The sequence below is a fragment of the Lysinibacillus sp. RU7 genome (assembly GCF_057837305.1).
In genome coordinates this window covers 1-16,427 of record NZ_JBYQFK010000037.1, presented here as the reverse complement: position 1 = coordinate 16,427, position 16,427 = coordinate 1, and the positions used below count along the sequence as shown (strand labels likewise).

The 16,427-nt window shown below is 37.0% G+C and carries 14 protein-coding genes; 8 read left to right on the top strand and 6 right to left on the bottom strand.

The window, feature by feature from the left end:
* The first annotated feature begins 36 nt into the window (after window positions 1-36).
* Both AC3II9_RS19735 and AC3II9_RS19730 read left to right on the top strand, forming a co-directional pair.
* The gene (locus AC3II9_RS19735) at window positions 37-1,164 is read left to right on the top strand and encodes a GerAB/ArcD/ProY family transporter (protein WP_489158217.1); all 1,128 of its coding nucleotides are present in this window, start codon (window positions 37-39) and stop codon (window positions 1,162-1,164) included.
* 1,325 nt (window positions 1,165-2,489) lie between these two features.
* Window positions 2,490-2,822 (top strand): DUF378 domain-containing protein, encoded by a 333-nt coding sequence (locus tag AC3II9_RS19730; protein WP_489158215.1) that lies wholly within the window; start codon window positions 2,490-2,492, stop codon window positions 2,820-2,822.
* A gap of 47 nt (window positions 2,823-2,869) precedes the next feature.
* On the opposite strand, the gene AC3II9_RS19725 is transcribed toward AC3II9_RS19730, so the two are convergent.
* From AC3II9_RS19725 to AC3II9_RS19715, 3 genes are all read right to left on the bottom strand, one after another.
* Window positions 2,870-3,193 carry a DUF5658 family protein gene (locus tag AC3II9_RS19725; protein ID WP_489158213.1) on the bottom strand — a complete coding sequence of 108 codons (324 nt, stop codon included), beginning with the start codon at window positions 3,191-3,193 and terminating at the stop codon, window positions 2,870-2,872.
* Between the two features lie 497 nt (window positions 3,194-3,690).
* Window positions 3,691-4,095 carry a CBS domain-containing protein gene (locus AC3II9_RS19720; RefSeq protein ID WP_489158211.1) on the bottom strand — a complete coding sequence of 135 codons (405 nt, stop codon included), beginning with the start codon at window positions 4,093-4,095 and terminating at the stop codon, window positions 3,691-3,693.
* 90 nt (window positions 4,096-4,185) lie between these two features.
* Window positions 4,186-4,830 (bottom strand): GntR family transcriptional regulator, encoded by a 645-nt coding sequence (locus AC3II9_RS19715; RefSeq protein ID WP_489158209.1) that lies wholly within the window; start codon window positions 4,828-4,830, stop codon window positions 4,186-4,188.
* A gap of 312 nt (window positions 4,831-5,142) precedes the next feature.
* Here AC3II9_RS19715 and hpaB point away from each other — a divergent pair, with 312 nt between their 5' ends.
* Together hpaB and AC3II9_RS19705 are read left to right on the top strand one after the other, a co-directional pair.
* Complete coding sequence (hpaB, locus tag AC3II9_RS19710) at window positions 5,143-6,591, top strand: 4-hydroxyphenylacetate 3-monooxygenase, oxygenase component (protein WP_489158207.1); 1,449 nt, start codon at window positions 5,143-5,145, stop codon at window positions 6,589-6,591.
* A gap of 85 nt (window positions 6,592-6,676) precedes the next feature.
* A complete protein-coding gene (locus AC3II9_RS19705) occupies window positions 6,677-8,245 on the top strand; it encodes an alkaline phosphatase family protein (RefSeq protein WP_489158206.1) in 1,569 nt (522 codons plus the stop codon).
* Between the two features lie 26 nt (window positions 8,246-8,271).
* On the opposite strand, the gene AC3II9_RS19700 is transcribed toward AC3II9_RS19705, so the two are convergent.
* Window positions 8,272-9,996: an ABC transporter ATP-binding protein gene (locus tag AC3II9_RS19700; RefSeq protein ID WP_489158204.1), complete on the bottom strand. Its 1,725-nt coding sequence runs from the start codon at window positions 9,994-9,996 to the stop codon at window positions 8,272-8,274.
* A 148-nt stretch (window positions 9,997-10,144) separates the two neighbouring features.
* Here AC3II9_RS19700 and AC3II9_RS19695 point away from each other — a divergent pair, with 148 nt between their 5' ends.
* The 3 genes from AC3II9_RS19695 to AC3II9_RS19685 all read left to right on the top strand — a co-directional run bounded on the left by AC3II9_RS19695 (window position 10,145) and on the right by AC3II9_RS19685 (window position 13,475).
* Window positions 10,145-10,807 (top strand): response regulator transcription factor, encoded by a 663-nt coding sequence (locus AC3II9_RS19695; RefSeq protein ID WP_489158202.1) that lies wholly within the window; start codon window positions 10,145-10,147, stop codon window positions 10,805-10,807.
* A gap of 4 nt (window positions 10,808-10,811) precedes the next feature.
* Complete coding sequence (locus AC3II9_RS19690) at window positions 10,812-12,245, top strand: sensor histidine kinase (protein ID WP_489158200.1); 1,434 nt, start codon at window positions 10,812-10,814, stop codon at window positions 12,243-12,245.
* Window positions 12,246-12,362: 117 nt separating this feature from the next.
* Entirely contained in the window at window positions 12,363-13,475 is a 1,113-nt protein-coding gene (locus AC3II9_RS19685; protein WP_489158198.1) for a TolB-like translocation protein, read from the top strand.
* Window positions 13,476-13,640: 165 nt separating this feature from the next.
* Here the strand turns inward: AC3II9_RS19685 and AC3II9_RS19680 are convergent, their stop codons facing one another.
* A complete protein-coding gene (locus AC3II9_RS19680; protein ID WP_489158196.1) occupies window positions 13,641-14,240 on the bottom strand; it encodes a TetR/AcrR family transcriptional regulator in 600 nt (199 codons plus the stop codon).
* A 330-nt stretch (window positions 14,241-14,570) separates the two neighbouring features.
* On the opposite strand from AC3II9_RS19680, the gene AC3II9_RS19675 reads away from it, so the two are divergent.
* A complete protein-coding gene (locus tag AC3II9_RS19675; protein WP_489158194.1) occupies window positions 14,571-15,305 on the top strand; it encodes a glucose 1-dehydrogenase in 735 nt (244 codons plus the stop codon).
* Between the two features lie 136 nt (window positions 15,306-15,441).
* Here the strand turns inward: AC3II9_RS19675 and AC3II9_RS19670 are convergent, their stop codons facing one another.
* Window positions 15,442-15,996: a TVP38/TMEM64 family protein gene (locus AC3II9_RS19670; RefSeq protein ID WP_489158192.1), complete on the bottom strand. Its 555-nt coding sequence runs from the start codon at window positions 15,994-15,996 to the stop codon at window positions 15,442-15,444.
* Window positions 15,997-16,427: the final 431 nt, after the last annotated feature.

The following is a 16,427-nucleotide window of genomic DNA, read 5'->3' as shown; positions in this document are numbered from 1 at the left end:
AATAGTGTTACATGAAAAAATGAAAGAGGTGAAATTATGGAAAAACAAGTGATTAGTTCACGTCAATTTACAATCATGGTCCTTTTCTATACAGTTGGTACAAGTATATTAATTATCCCTGCAAGCATAGCATTAGATGTACAACAAGATGCATGGATAGTAGCGCTACTAGGTACAATATTAAGTTTATTATTAATCAAATTATTTATATTTTTAGGAAAAAAAATGCCTAACGTATCCTTTGTAGAGATGAACGAAAAAATTTTAGGGAAATTTATAGGGAAATTCGTTTCTATAGGTTTCGTTATATTGACCTTACTTTCATCCGGTGAATTATTCTATTTTATAGGTAACTTTTTACAAACAGAAGTGATGATTGAGACACCAACCGCTGCGTTTGCTATTCTTTTTAGTATCATTATTTTTTTCGCTGCTTATTTAGGAATAGAAGTGTTTGCACGGTCACTTGAAATACTATTCCCATTTTTTATTATAATATTTATTACTTTTATTCTGTTTATTTCACCGCAAATCGACATTCATAATATTCAACCAGTGTTGGAAGTTTCACCTAAGCCGCTTCTATATAGCATTTTTTATTTTATGGGTTTGTTTTCATTCCCACTAGTTGTGCTATTAATGATTTTCCCGTCTGCTGTCAATGTGCAAGAATCCGCTCAAAAAGGGTTATATATCGGTACGATTGCTGGCGGTATTATATTAACGATTATTATAGCGTTATGCATTTTGATTTTAGGTCCAAACAATACATCAATACGAACTTTCCCTAGTTATGCATTAGCACAAAAAATTTCAGTAGGTAATTTTTTACAACGCATTGAAATTATCATGGCATTTATGTGGGCAATTACCATTTTTGTAAGAGCATTTATGTATTTCTATGCATCTGTAAAAGGATTAGGGGAAATACTAAAAATGAAAGATCATCGCCCACTCATTTTACCACTCGGGATGATTTCTATCGCACTTTCTCAAATTATTCATCCAACGATTGTCCATTCAAATCAATATAATAAAGAAATTTGGCCACTATATATATTTACATTCGCCATTGTCGTGCCTGTAATCTTACTTATAGTTGTAAAATTACGTAAAATAAAAAGCCACGATGCTAATAGCAATGAACCATCTGCCTCTAAATAAAGAGTGTAGAACTGTCTATGCTAATGAAATAGGCTAAATTAGCAATATAAAACCTCTCCAAAATAAGTATGATAATAATCCTTATAAAATCTTGGAGATGTTTTTACATGAATAAACACCCTAACAAACATGTATTTTGCAAAAAGTTGTCTAATAAAGACATTTTTTGTATCGGATATATTTCTCAACTAATAGTTCGTCTGTTAAAAGAACGATTGTAAGTCTTCTACCTTTTGCACAATATAAGTGACACTCGCTGCCTGTAATTCTTCAAAGGAGCTGTATCCTCCGTATATTATTGCTTTTACATTGGCTGTTCACTTGCTTGAAACGATTCCATAGATAAAATGATCGAATGTACATTAAATAACTAAAGTACCTTTTTTCAATCGCTCCATTCACGATGCTAATCTAAAAATACAGTCAAAAAATAAACGATTAAACAAAGAGTAATAATAATATTTAGCACAAAAGGAATAATCTTTTGAAACTTAACTTTGAATAAAGACATAAGTAAAGATTGAATGCGTAAATACAGTAATAAAATAACAAAATGAATAAATGGAAATACCACACTAAATATTACTAAGGAGAATCTACTCAAATCTCCTGGATAACTATCCGCGGCTGTAAAACGCATACCACCAACAACTAATACCGTAATCAATTGCATGTAGTAAGATAAGACAATCGATACTATAAAATAAACTACATATGAAAAAAACGAAAATATTAACCTTATATTCATTTATTCATTCCTCATCAGTTGAAATAATCAAGGCCAACCTTCCCTTCAATATTTATTAATATAGTAAAAAAATAATTTTCTCCATATCACTCTTGTTGATTTACCTTTTATTATGAATGGGCATCTTGGAATACATTGATTTCCGCTACGGCTGACTCCTTTTCCGCAGGCACAGCTTCCACTAATTTCTTTTGCGAGTACTGAAAGAAACGGATTTTCAGCTCGTGCTTTTCCTACAGGAGTCGAATCGCCTCCGCTCCAATCAACAAGCAAGTCCCTTTTATGAACCATTCCACTAAAATATCACGCTTATTATCTTCTAGCATTTATATGATAATTATCTACTTTTTCACATAAAACCTTAATCGATTAGACGAATCTTTCTTTAGTTAGTTTCATATATCACAAATTTCACTGCTGAACATGATGAAACTTACATCGCTTTGCTCACTAGCGAAAAAACATTCCATTTTATATGTAAAACATGAAGATGTTACTACCAATGATTTACGCAAAAATGGGTAATTTAATGAAGAGGTCAAAGCACCTTTAAAATAAAGCAAAGGAGGTATGAATAGTGGGAGCACTCTACAGAATTGCTTTAATCCTTGTTATTGTTGGTGCAGTTAACTGGGGACTTATTGGTCTTTTCCAATTTGATTTGGTCGCTACAATCTTCGGTGGTCCAGCTTCGATCATTTCTAGACTAATCTATACACTTGTTGGTGTTGGTGGACTTATCTGTATACCGCTTTTAAGCAAGCCTTTAGTCGAAGAAGAAGCTTCACCTTCGCATGCAAGTACCAATCGACCAGCATATCGAAATCCGAGCTACCAAACAGAATTCGGGAAAGAGGAAGACTTCTCTAATTCAAACAAAAAGAAGAATGATTCAAACTCGAACAAGTAACATTATCATATTGGCGGACCTTTTTAAGGTTCGTCAATTTTTTATCATTATACAAATACCAACCACATCATATGAAGCCCTAATACACTTACATACAACAAAAATAAGACTATTAGTAAAATAAGATAATTTTTTTTGAATTTTTCATTACTTGTTTTGTACACTATATTGGATATAGCTATGAGGACAAGCGATAAAACAGTTTTTATACTTAAAAATAATAGTGGGCTTTTTAACCAAATAAAGTCCATGATCGGATTTAACTCTTCGATTACACCATTTGCTAAACCATAATGCGTAGCAAATCCGTCAACTATATTCAACATCGCCACTAACCAACTGACATATATCAATTTTACTTTATTTTTCATTATATGGTCCTTAAGTTTTAATACTGAGAAACTCAATTAGAATATGAAGATTACTATCCATGTTCAAATGATTACTTATTGATTTCATTATTTTTATTATGTAATAAATGATCATTATTTATTCTGAAACATTTCCCAACAAAAATAGCTACTCCATCTTTCTGTCTAAAAAATCATATTCATATGGTTATTATCTTTCCATAATTCTTGCGTACATGACGATGTTGTTATAATTTTTAAATTAATTTAAACTTCAGATAGGAATAAAGGAATAAAAAAATCATTTTGTTTAATTTCATTTTACATTTTAATTACTTAAATTTAATTAACAGCATATAATAAGTTTAATAAAAATAAACCAAAAGGAGTGAGGTAAGATGTTAGCTAGTTTACCAAAAACAATATGGATGCATATTTGTACAATTTGGTCAAAGCCCAAAAGGAAAACATCTTCACCCCTAGTCGACATTCACCCTGTTCAGCAACAAACAATGCGTTTACACGAAACGTTCTGTCCAATTCGTCGCAACATGTATTAACCTAACCGTCTCATGAACTATCCGATCATATAAAAAGCAAGTGGAGTAATCATTCCACTTGCTTTTTGTATATACATTAATGGCTACCCTTGTTTCAATAAGACCCTCTTCTACTTTCGTTAACGGAAGAGGCTCCATTTCCTCTGTATGATCATTAATTAGATTCGCTAATACATGCACACGTAATATAGTGCCTTGAATTACCTGCTCTTCATTTGTGACAACTAACGGATATTTGGACTCTAAGACATACGGTATAATATCTTTTACATATTCATCAGGAAGAACTGTTTTTACATCGGTCATGACTATTTCATGCAATGCTCGATGCTCTTTAATGCCCTGAATTGCCTGATCAATCATAATCATGCCTTGTAGCTGTCGTTTCTTGTTTGTGACAAACGCACTGGAAATCCCATTTTACTGCATCACTCGAACAAGGATAATCCCTTGCTATTTAAGCATTTTACTTACTTGTAAAAATTGTTCTGCATTAGAAAGACAAATCTCGTCGCCGATAAAATATAAAATATCCCCTACTTCAAGTGTAGCGTATGGACCAGGTGAAAGAAGTAACTCATTCTTTTTTCGTATGCCGACGATGGTAGCCCTTGTATTTTGCCAAAAATTAATTTCACTAATGCTTTTAGATAAGTATGGGCAAGACTCACTAATTTCCAATTGAAACGGCACAAAAGGATTGATCGATTGAAATCGATTCGTACGATTAATGAGCTCTTTCGCCGTTTCTTGTAGGTTATTCAACTCAGCAAACTGTTTTTCAATACTCAGGCTTAGTTCTTTTTGTAATTCTCGTACCGATTTAATCCCTTCAAGACGATGAACAAAGTTCGCTGCATTTTCATATGAAGTAATGATTACACCACTTCCTTTTGTCGCTTCAACAATGTTCAAATCTTGCAACACAGCAATAGCCCGACGAGCCGTTTCCGCCGATACGCCATACTGCGAAGCTAATGATGAGCGTGCATAAATTTTATCCCCGATAATATACTTTTTCTCCACAATTTTTGTCGCAATATCTTCTGCAATAATTTGATATCTAGGTTGTTTAATTTGAATTGATTTTGGTTCCATAATTGCAAATCCCTTCAGGATATAATGTATCTTCCTACTACCATAACGCTTAAGCGCAGGATTCTCAAGATTGAATTGATAGTTGACGTAAATTCACCCTATTTATCAGTATATGGGTGCTCAAAATCATTGATAGAAATGTTAAGATCACGGGCTTTTACACAACTATTAGTAGCTATTGTTACCGCATTATAAAAAAGCTATAAGCATGACTACTTGTTATATAAACAAATTTTTCTTACTGTCCAAGTACAAAAATTTCTTCTATGCAATAAACTAAAGTACATGGGTCTTATATAAGGAGGGTTAACGATGGGCGCTATAAACGGAAAAACTTTTATTCACCGCATCGATCAACTAAATAACGAAATTTGGTTTAATGGGGAAAAGGTGAAAGGAAAAATATCGGAGCATCCTGCTTTTAAAGGGCTCCTACAAACAAAGGCCGCGCTTTATGACTTACAGCATGACCCCAATCTAAGCGATGATATGACTTTTACATCACCTACCTCAGGGGAACGTATCGGCCTTTCGTATTTACAGCCGAAAACAAAAGAAGACTTAGTGAAAAGGCGCAAAATGATGGAACATTGGGCAAGATATACGAATGGAATGATGGGCAGAAGTCCTGATTACTTGAATAGTGTTTTAATGAGCTTTGCTTCATCTACCGACTTTTTAAACGGGAAAGAAAACTGCTTTCCGCAGCATCTCCAAGCCTTTTATGAATACGCAAGAGAAAAAGACCTCTCCTTTACACATACCTTTATTTCACCACAGGTCAACCGTTCGCAATATTACCTGGAAGATAGTAACGAACCGATTGCTGCAAAAATTATCAAAAAAAATGAAGAAGGAATCATTATAAAAGGTGCACTGTTGCTGGCGACTCAAGGAGGGCTAACCGATGAAATATTAGTTTTTAGTACCGCTAAGTTTTTCTTTGATGAAGATGAGATGTTTGCCTTTTCCATCCCCTCTAATACAAAAGGGTTAAAATTTATTTGCCGGGATACATTTATCGGTGGAGAATCATCCTTTAACTATCCATTAAGCTCTCGATACGAAGAAATGGATAGTCTTGTCGTCTTTGATAATGTACTCGTCCCTTGGCATCGCGTATTTTATTATCATAATAATGACGTAGCCCAAAATTTCATCTCTCATAGCTCTTTCAACCATTTTGCCAATCAGCAAGTATTAACAAGGCAAATTGTTAAAACAGAGTTTATTTTAGGGCTAGCGGAGCTTCTAGTAGACACCATTAACATCGGTGAATATCAACATGTACAAGAAAAGATATCAGAAATTATTATCGGACTTGAAACAATGAAGGCACTCGTAGAAAAGTCAGAGCATCACGCCACATTAGATGAATGGGGCTATATGCGCCCTGATCTTGCCCCGCTAACAGTGGCTACTAATATTTTCCCTAAAATTTACCCTCGTTTCAGCGAAATCCTTCAAATCATAGGTGCTAGTGGGCTGATTGCTTTGCCAACCGAAAAGGCATTCCAATCGTCGATTAGACCTGCATTAGATCACTATCTTCAAGGAACGAAAACGTTAGCAGAAGATCGGGTCAAAATATTCCGGTTAGCGTGGGACTTAACGATGAGCGCATTTGGCACAAGACAAACACAATATGAGCGATACTTCTTTGGCGATCCTGTCCGATTATCAGGTCATTTATACAAAAGCTACCCGAAAAATGAATATGTCAAAAGAGTGAGCCAATTCTTAAATTTAGATAAGGATTGACTTGTTTACACAAATCAATAGGAAGCATGTATTCAGTCATAATCAACCATACTAATGAAAATTCATTTAATGCTAGGTGGCTATTATGAAACGAAAAATAATTGCTATATGTATTTTACTCATCTTGATCTGTGCTGGGCTTGTATTATCGATTTCGATGTCTCCTACGAAAGAGATTAGCATCGATATAGCGCAACCCTCAAGAAAACCAGTGATTATCGTGACAGTCGACTCGCTCATGACAGAACCGCTAAAAAAAGCGATACAAGATGGAAAAGCACCCGCCTTCTCATTTTTAGTGAATAAAGGAAAATTATATCCCGATTTCATTAGTTCTTATCCGACGATGTCCGTCACCATTGATAGTACATTACTAACAGGTACTTATGCGAACGAACATAAAATCCCAGGTCTTATTTGGTTTAAAGAAGATGAAAACCGAATGATTAGTTACGGTAGCGGTATTAGTGAAATGTGGCATAATGGGCTAAAAAATGTGGCGCTTGATAGCGTCATCCGCTACAATCAACAACACTTAAGTAAAGATGTGCAAACCATTCACGAGGCATTAGCAAATCGACAGCTTCAATCAGCTTCCATTAATGGACTATTATTTCGCGGAAACGTGCAGCATCAAATGAATGTGCCAAAGCTCATTTCACTCGTAAACCTTTTACCTAAGGACCTTGAAATGAACGGACCTACATTACTATCACTTGGTGCTTTATCTCAATATAACCCGAAAAATGATCGGCATAAATTGGCGTGGGACCGCCTCGGCTTCAATAATGATTTTACGATCAATGAGTTGAAATTTCTCATTCAAAACAATCAATTGCCATCCTTTACACTCGCCTATCTTCCTGATGCTGATGCCGAAATACACAAAAACGGACCAAATGATTTGAAAGCAATCGAAAAAGCCGATGCATCACTTCAACAATTATTCGATACGTATTCCTCTTGGGAAGAGGCGATTGAAAAAGCGACATGGATTGTCCTTGGCGATAGTGGTCAATCCTTTATAGGGAAGGATAAAGAAAGCTCATTAATCAATTTAAATGATATACTGAACAATTATTCCTTTTGGGAACGCAAAAATAAAAATGCTCAAATGGCGATTGCGATTAATGAACGCATGGCCTATATATACGTAAATGATGACACGATACCACAAGCAGAAGTCATCGACACATTAAAGAAAGAGGAAAGAATTCATTTTATTGCTTGGACAGAGGATGGAACGAACTATGTAGCCAGTCCGCAAAGCGAGCAACTACTGACATTTTCACCAAACGGACCATATATAGACCCGTACAAACAAACTTGGACAGTTGACGGGGATGTCACTATTTTAGATGTTACACTGGCTGAACAAAACACGATTCAATACAATCATTATCCTGACGCGTTGGCAAGACTCCACGGAGCACTTCATTCGCAGGAAGGAAATGTTTTAATCGTTGATGCTAAGCCTTATTTTGAGTTCATCACAGAACATAGCCACGACCATGCTGGCGGTGGTGCACACGGTTCGTTGCATAAAATGGATTCTGTCGTCCCCGTGATCGTTGCCGGAACAGATGAAAAACCACCATTTAACCGGCTGGTAGATCTAAAAGAATGGATTCTTCAATTAGTAGGTGGCTCGTAAATCGCGAGTCACCTACTATCTTTTCTTTAGATGACTTCAGTAGATTGCCTCACAAGCTGCTTATAGTAGGCATGCTCCTGCAATAGCTCCTGATGTGTGCCTGTTCCTGAAATATGTCTATTTTCTAGCACGATAATTTGGTCTGCATGTGTAATCGTTGATAAACGATGCGCAATAATAATCGTTGTGCGCCCTTGCATCGCTTGTTGTAATGCTGCTTGTACATACTTTTCGGATTCATTATCTAAATTGGATGTTGCTTCATCGAGCAGTAAAATTGGTGGATTACGTAAAATGGCCCGTGCAATCGAAATACGTTGGCGTTGGCCACCGGATAATTTGATGCCCCCTTCACCAACTTGCGCGTCTAAACCACCCTCTAACATTTGCACAAAATCCCATGCATGTGCTTTTTGGAGGGCATCAATAATCTCCTGTTCCGTTGCATTCGGTGTACCGTACTGCACATTTTCCCTTACTGTACCATTCATCAGTGGACTTTCTTGCGAGACATAACCAAATAATCCACGCCAATCATTTAAACACAGTTGCTCAATCGATTGCGTACCGTAGTAAATGGCACCCCCTGTTAGCTCATAAAAGCGTTCCATTAATGAAAACAGCGTCGTCTTTCCCCCGCCACTTGCACCGACAAGCGCCGTTGTTTTGCCAGCCGGAATAGTTAGAGATAGCTGATTAAAAATAGGCTTATCTCCATATTGAAAAGCGACAGCATCAAATATAATATTAGCTTGCTTGGTGTCTGGTTGAGCTACTCCCCCTTGCTCCACTGGATAAGCAAGTAATTCGTGCAATCTTTCCGTTGCACCAAGCGCCTTTTGAAGCGACGTAAAAAACGTGGCCATTTGTGTAAACGGTACGATAATTTGCACTAAATAAAACATAATCGCCACAAGCGCCCCAGCAGAAATAGCGCCTGTTGCTACTTGTGCGCCGCCATAGCCAAATAGCAAAATGAGCACAAGCATCATGACAAGCGTCATCATTGGCGATAAAATAGCAAGCACTTTCGCCTCCTTTAAACCGAAGCGATATAAATTAACAATTTGTGCTTTACCCTTTTCCTTTTCTAGTGGCTCTGCTTGATATGCTTTTACGAGGCGAATATTTGTCAGCACTCGACCTAAGTTCCCTGAAAAACTGGCTAGCTCATCTTGATTGGCTTTTGCAATTTGATTCATCTTCTGCCCTAATGGGAGCATCACACCAATGGATAGTGGCACCGCAATGAGCATTAGCAATGTCATTTTCCAATCAATCCATAGCAAAATACCGACTGAACCAATAATCGTCAGTATCCCTGTAAAAAACGTAATAATATGTTGGGTAATTAATTCTTTTACCACATTTGTATCTTGCGTAATCCGGCTCATCGTTTCTCCAGATTCATGTACATCAAAATACGTAATACGTAGCTGAAGTACATGCGCCCAAACCCGCTCTCGAATAGCGGCAACAATTTTCTCACCGATTGTCATCATCATGTAAAACGCGATTCCTGAAATCGCTGCTTGCACAATAAGTACTCCCGCTACGAAAAGAAGGGCTAAAAAGGAAATGTCCCCTTCCGCAAACCGATTGATCATATTCATTGTTAACAGTGGGACAGCTAATCCTACCCCTGTCTCAATAATACCGAGTACGATGGCTAGAACAATGAGCCCTTTTGGTGGATTTGCTTGCTTAACTAGCTGCCATAATTTATGCGGCTGAAATGCTTTTTCCTTCATTTTTATCCTCCTACTTTATCCATAGTGTTGATGCTTTCATTATAAATCCTCACGTTACGTTAGAATCCAGCATTACTATAAAATTTCTTTTGGCAATCTTTTCGCAACATCTTTTCAGTACAATAGGTTAAGAAAGGATGGGGTTCACATGCAACATTCCATTTTAATCATTGAAGATGAAGAATCAATTATAGATATATTACAATACAGCCTCAAAAAAGAAGGCTACGCCGTTCATAGTGCTACAACTGGTAAAGATGGGGTGGCGAAGTTTCAAGGCTTAGCAATCGACCTTGTCATTTTGGATGTAATGCTCCCTGATACAACAGGCTTTGAACTTTGCAAAAGTATTACAGCTATGAGCAGTACACCTATTTTAATGCTAACGGCACGGGACGATATTGTCGATAAAGTACTTGGTCTTGAGCTCGGTGCACAGGATTATATGACAAAGCCCTTTGATATTCGAGAGCTTCTTGCTCGTATCAAAGTGCTACTTCGTCGTAACGAGCAAGCCACTTATAAAAAGATCCTGATTACTCCTTCTATTACAATTGATCCAGTGGCATATGAGGTCGTAAAAGACAGACAAGTTATTCATTTAAAGCCAAAGGAATACGAGTTGCTCCTCCTTTTCGCTCAACATAAAAACCGCGTCTTTTCACGTGATGAGATTTTAGATACCGTGTGGGACATTGATTTTGAGGGAGGCTTACGGACAGTAGATGTACACGTCCAACGTATTCGTAAAAAACTGGACCTCCATGTAATTGAAACAGTGTTTGGCACAGGCTACCGAATGCGAGGTTAATGACATGAAATGGACAATTCGACGAAAATTTTTTATCAGTTTTTTAGCAGTATTTATCCTTGCCTTTATTGCCTTTAACTATTTCTTAAGCAATATGATAGAAAAGCAAATGATAGCAATCATTGAAAATGATACAGCGAACTTGCAGTACACCTCAAGAGAATATATAAAACAGTTTCAGCAGCTTCATCCTGAAGAAACCGCGCTTTTTGAGAAAAGTAGCCAAGAGCTTACAACAAAGCTAAGTGCATTATATAACCAAAGCGTTGCGCTATATACAGCAAATGGGGAGTTTATTACAGAAGTAACGCCTGTGCATAAACCACTGTTAATGGCACAAAAAAAACATGAAGAAAATATCAATACAGCGAGCGAGGAGGCGTTACAGCTTGCCTTTCAAAATAAGGCAGCCTTTGTAGTAAAGCCTGCTGATGGGGGAACTGTAGTAATCTTTGCATATCCTGTATATGTTCAAGACACATTCTATGGCGTCATCCGTTTTACTGGCGAGTATACAAGCTTAGTCGCTTACAATGAGAATTTGCTCCTACATTTTCGCTTACTTGCCATTGTCTTGTTTTTCAGTGTATTTTGCATCACCCTACTCTTAACGCAAAAAATGATTAAACCATTAAAACAATTAACAGATGCAACTAAACAGCTGGCTAATCGCGCCTTTGAACCTATAAGCATTCCGTCTTCCTCTGATGAAATTGGGGAACTCACTCGGCATTTTACCAGCATGCAGGCCAAAATAAATCACTATATAACACAAATAGAAGCAGAAAAAGAAAAGGTGCTACAGCTTGAAAAACAGCGTATAGCGCTATTTCATAATGTGACGCATGAGCTCAAAACACCACTCACTACTATCTCTGGCTATGCGCAAATTATTGGGGATGATCATTTTGACGATCCTCTCTTTTTACAAAAAGCCGCACACAAAATATACGCTGAAAGCACAAGGCTTAATGACATGGTGAGTAAGCTTTTAACCTTTTCTAAAGCACAAAGTGGCATTCGCCAAGTTGAGACATTTGACGTTGCTGCACTGGCAAAGCTCGTAGTGGAGGACCTCTCGATTGTGCTAAGTGAGCCCATTGTATTTTCTGCAAAGCCGATGTATGTAACCGGCGTATACACAGATATTCAGCAAGTACTACTAAATTGTATAAGCAATGCAGTAAAGCATGGGGAACAACCGATTACCGTAAAAATTGGGGAAGTTATTCAAATTCAAAATCATTGTGAAGCAATTTCACAAGACATCCTTGACCATTTATTTGAACCATTTATCCATCGTAAACATAAGGAAAGTCACGGTCTGGGTCTATTCATTGCCAAACAACTTATCGAGTTAAACGGTGGTACGCTTTCATTTACATATCAAAATAAAATTGTCACGGTGGAGATTGCGCTCCCAACCATTACACACTAAAGGCACTTCTATAGATGAGGTGAACAACAGGATGGCAATAAGTTCGCAACAAGTGTAGCATCACTGGCTATATTTCTTCGTTATAGTAAGGTCATCTTAGTCGAAGGAGGAATTTTGATGAAACGATTAGCACTTGGATTAGCAAGCCTTACACTTGCCGGGGTATTAGCTAGCTGTATGCAAACCGGGGAGGCTCAAATAGAACGGACAGTAACGATTAATAGCAACGTACAATTAGAAAGCTCTCTTGCAGACAGTTTACTTTCGATTGACCATAGTACGGTGGCACTTCCTGAAAATATAGACGCAACCAATTCAGATCTTGGGTTTGTAGGTTCAAAGCTATATTTGAATACAAAAGATGGCATTTTCGTTTTCAATGTCGAATCGCAACAATATACGAAAGTAATAGATGGATCGTTCCATGCCATCTCTGAAAACGGGCAACGGGCACTTTTATTTGAAGGGCAAAAAGCCATTGTCTATGATTTTTTTAGCAAGCAATCGAAACAAATAGGCACTTATAAAAATGACTATCTTGCCAGTTTTGCCAATGCGGAAGGAACTGCTCTATTTTTCATTGAATACGGGCCAAATGAGGGGTATACATTTGAACTCGTAGATGCCGAGACGAAGGAAACACAGAGCTGGGCAACAGCCGATATTTTCAATCCAAATGGTCTCACGCTTGCGGCTAAAAAAGCAGACAATGGGATTTATGTAGTAGGAGACTCTGTAGAAAATGGACATGGTTTACACAATGTACGAGACGACCATTCTGTCAAAACATTGTTTACTTCAGATGCGGACTTTTCAGTTAGTCAATTTGATATGCTGTCCCCTACAACGGTTTTATTTACGGGGACAGTGGATGGACAACCCGGAATTTACGTAAAAAACCTTCATACCGAAGAGATGTCGCTTCTTGTGGCAGGAGGCAAGGATGAGGAAGGTATTTGGACGCCCTCTTATTCCCTTTCCCCTGATCAAACAAAGCTAATGTTTGATACGCCTGTGCAAGTTGGAGATGATTATAAAGCCAATGTTTATGTAGCAGAAATTGGCGATGGGCAATTAGTAAATACATCTCGCTTAATTGAAAACGGTGACCTGTACGCGATTATTTCACATTCTGGTCGTTGGAGCGCTGATTCAACAACTGCTTATATCACGACCTACCATCCGGAAAGTTTTACATTAAATACTATTGAAAAGTTCGTGATTAAGTAATTAATGAAAGAGAGTTATTTTCCTAGTAAATAATGATACACATACTTCTCCTGTAGCTACTCGACCAACCGATTCCTTATTATAAAGGCACATCTCGATCAAAATAGATCGAGATGATGTACTTTCTTATGCAAACTTATATTTTCAAATAGTAAGATGGGCGCATTATTCACAATCGATACCATTTTTTGAGATGACTTTTACTTCTCCAAGAAATGTCGTATGTAAAAACGCTAATCTTTTCGCCATTTCTTCAGGTGTACTTTTAAAACCTTGTTTAATCCAATAGATGAACAAACCTAAAAATGCATAAGTTTCATAAAAATTAATTGCCTCTTTATCAAACCAGATTTCTTGTTGCAACGTTAATTCTTTACGCCCTATACTTCCTAGTGTCTCGCAAAATGTATTTTGAGAACCTGGAATAACTTCGCCCATCAGCATCAATGAAAACACGAATTGATTGTTATAGACAAATGTAAAAATGGGAATGCTCAGTGTAGGGTCAGATAATGTAAACGTCTCTTTTCCTTTATAACTATCTCGATAATATTGAGCCAGCTCGTCTAAATAGTCTTTAAAAATATCCGCTAATACCTGTGTACTATCTTCATAATGAGAATAAAATGTCACGCGATTGCAACCAGCTACTTTCGCAATTTCTGTAATTGAAATAGCTTTAAAATCTTTTTCCTTTACTAAAGTTAGTACTGCATCTTTTAATTTTTTCCGCGTTCGTATGATGCGTCGATCTTCTGTTACCACTTGCAAAATCACCTAATTTCATACAATCTTTTCACAAAGTATAGCATGAATACGTGTACGGTGCTTTTCTCATTCCATCATTAAAACTATCGAATATTCCGAAAGTAACGTCTTTTTAATAATGAAGTGCTTTAAATTGACACTCACTACTCTATTCTGTTAATTTACAATTGTAGTTTATATTTATCATACATATCATGAGGAAACTGTGAGTTTTTTCATAGATTCCTTTTATTTCCTTTGATATGTTGGACACAATGATAGCTTACCATCCATAACATTGGTAAAAACAAGTTCGATTTCATTATTATATTTAGGAGGAGTTTCATTATGGCTCGTTTAGAAGGTAAAGTTGCAATTATTACAGGTGCTGCTCAAGGTATGGGCGCTGCACATGCAAAATTATTCGTTGAAGAAGGCGCAAAGGTTGTCATCACTGACTTAAACGAAGAAAAAGGTCAAGCATTAGTAGCTGAATTAGGTGAAAACGCAGTATTTGTTAAACAAAACGTAGCAAACGAAGCAGATTGGGCTACAGTTATTGCTACAGCAGAAGAAGCTTTCGGTCCAGTAAACGTTTTAGTAAATAACGCTGGTATCACAATGGCTAAATCACTGATGGAAACAACGGTTGAAGAGTACCGTCGCATCGTAGAAATTAACCAAGTATCTGTATTCTTAGGGATGAAGGCTGCACTTCCTTCAATGCAAAAAGCTGGTGGCGGTTCAATCGTTAACATCTCTTCTTTAAACGGTTTAGTTGCTGGTGCAATTGGCTACACAGATACAAAATTCGCTGTACGTGGTATGACAAAAGCAGCGGCAATGGAAGCGGCTCACTACAACGTTCGCGTAAACTCTGTACACCCAGGTGTAATCGCTACACCAATGGTAGTACAAGAAGATACAAAAGCAGCAGTAGAAGAATTTGCAAAGCACATTCCATTACGACGTGTTGCGCAACCAGAAGAAGTTTCGAAAATGGTATTATTCTTAGCATCTGATGATTCTAGCTACTCTACAGGTGCTGAGTTTGTAATCGATGGCGGCGTAACTGCACGCTAATCATTCAAAAAGACTGCATGTGCAATGCAGTCTTTTTATTATTTATATGACGTTCAACCACTACAAAAAACGTAGCTTTAACTATCTAAAGCTACGTCCTTGTTTTATTTAAATATAAACACCCCTGTTAAGATGCCTACTCTGACCAACGTCGCTTAATTTTATACCCCACTATAAACAAAATGCCTAAATAGAGAAATATTAAAATAACTGTGCTTAACTCATTATCCTCAAACTGATTTCCAGCCAAAGTGAAGGCTAAAATTGTCGGTAACTTTCCTAAAATAGTCGCTAAAAAGAAAGCCCTAAGACTAATCATTGATACACCAGCAATCATATTAACCCCTGCTGATGGAAGCACTGGTATTAGTCGACCTATTAGTATTGCTAAAAATCCGTTGCATTCAAGCAAATGAAAAAACCCCGTTACGCTATGCCATTTGCTAACCTTTCGTAGTGCCCAATCCTGCAAAAAGTAACGGCAGGTAATAAACATTAAAACAGAGCCACACACTGTTCCACCTAAATTTATCAACAATGCTATAGGAATCGAATATTGAGCTCCAATGGCACTAGCAATAAGCGGAATAGGCATCGCCGGCACAAATGCGAGCACGAGCATTAGAACAAACCCAAACCAAGCCGTAAAGACCGAATTTCTTTCAATTAATCCTAATAGAAACTGTTCCATCACACACTCCTAAAGTTTTAACACTCTCTTCATCATGCTATACACACTTATTTGCTTAAAATATAGACTACTAATTACCCTAATTCACTTTCATCCCTCTATAGAATAGTTCAAGAGAATCATCAGCTCAATAATTGCCTACTGGAAACTAAAAAAACCTGGTAGCGTAACGTTAAAATATAATATCACACAAAAATACCTTTCAAAACAATCCATATATCTATTATCTCAGCACCTATGTTTTATACTATATAAATCATCTTAAAACTGTCGACATTGAACGGTCAAAAAGCTGTGGTATCCGAGTAAAAAGTCGCTGCATCCGGTCAAAAGCCTCAGTACGAGCATGAGCGGTTAAAAAACAGTCATTTTTTAGCCAAAATACAAGTGAATAAGATGGTAAGCTTGCAAGATAGATATATGTTGATTTT

What these genes read in the sequence shown, in the direction of transcription:
- AC3II9_RS19725 (WP_489158213.1), bottom strand. Translation starts at nt 3,193, where the DNA reads ATGAAAAATAAAGTAAAATTGATATATGTCAGTTGGTTAGTGGCGATG.
- AC3II9_RS19670 (WP_489158192.1), bottom strand. Translation starts at nt 15,996, where the DNA reads ATGGAACAGTTTCTATTAGGATTAATTGAAAGAAATTCGGTCTTTACG.
- AC3II9_RS19715 (WP_489158209.1), bottom strand. Translation starts at nt 4,830, where the DNA reads ATGGAACCAAAATCAATTCAAATTAAACAACCTAGATATCAAATTATT.
- AC3II9_RS19735 (WP_489158217.1), top strand. Translation starts at nt 37, where the DNA reads ATGGAAAAACAAGTGATTAGTTCACGTCAATTTACAATCATGGTCCTT.
- AC3II9_RS19690 (WP_489158200.1), top strand. Translation starts at nt 10,812, where the DNA reads ATGAAATGGACAATTCGACGAAAATTTTTTATCAGTTTTTTAGCAGTA.
- AC3II9_RS19695 (WP_489158202.1), top strand. Translation starts at nt 10,145, where the DNA reads ATGCAACATTCCATTTTAATCATTGAAGATGAAGAATCAATTATAGAT.
- AC3II9_RS19720 (WP_489158211.1), bottom strand. Translation starts at nt 4,095, where the DNA reads ATGATTGATCAGGCAATTCAGGGCATTAAAGAGCATCGAGCATTGCAT.
- hpaB (WP_489158207.1), top strand. Translation starts at nt 5,143, where the DNA reads ATGGGCGCTATAAACGGAAAAACTTTTATTCACCGCATCGATCAACTA.
- AC3II9_RS19705 (WP_489158206.1), top strand. Translation starts at nt 6,677, where the DNA reads ATGAAACGAAAAATAATTGCTATATGTATTTTACTCATCTTGATCTGT.
- AC3II9_RS19675 (WP_489158194.1), top strand. Translation starts at nt 14,571, where the DNA reads ATGGCTCGTTTAGAAGGTAAAGTTGCAATTATTACAGGTGCTGCTCAA.
- AC3II9_RS19685 (WP_489158198.1), top strand. Translation starts at nt 12,363, where the DNA reads ATGAAACGATTAGCACTTGGATTAGCAAGCCTTACACTTGCCGGGGTA.
- AC3II9_RS19700 (WP_489158204.1), bottom strand. Translation starts at nt 9,996, where the DNA reads ATGAAGGAAAAAGCATTTCAGCCGCATAAATTATGGCAGCTAGTTAAG.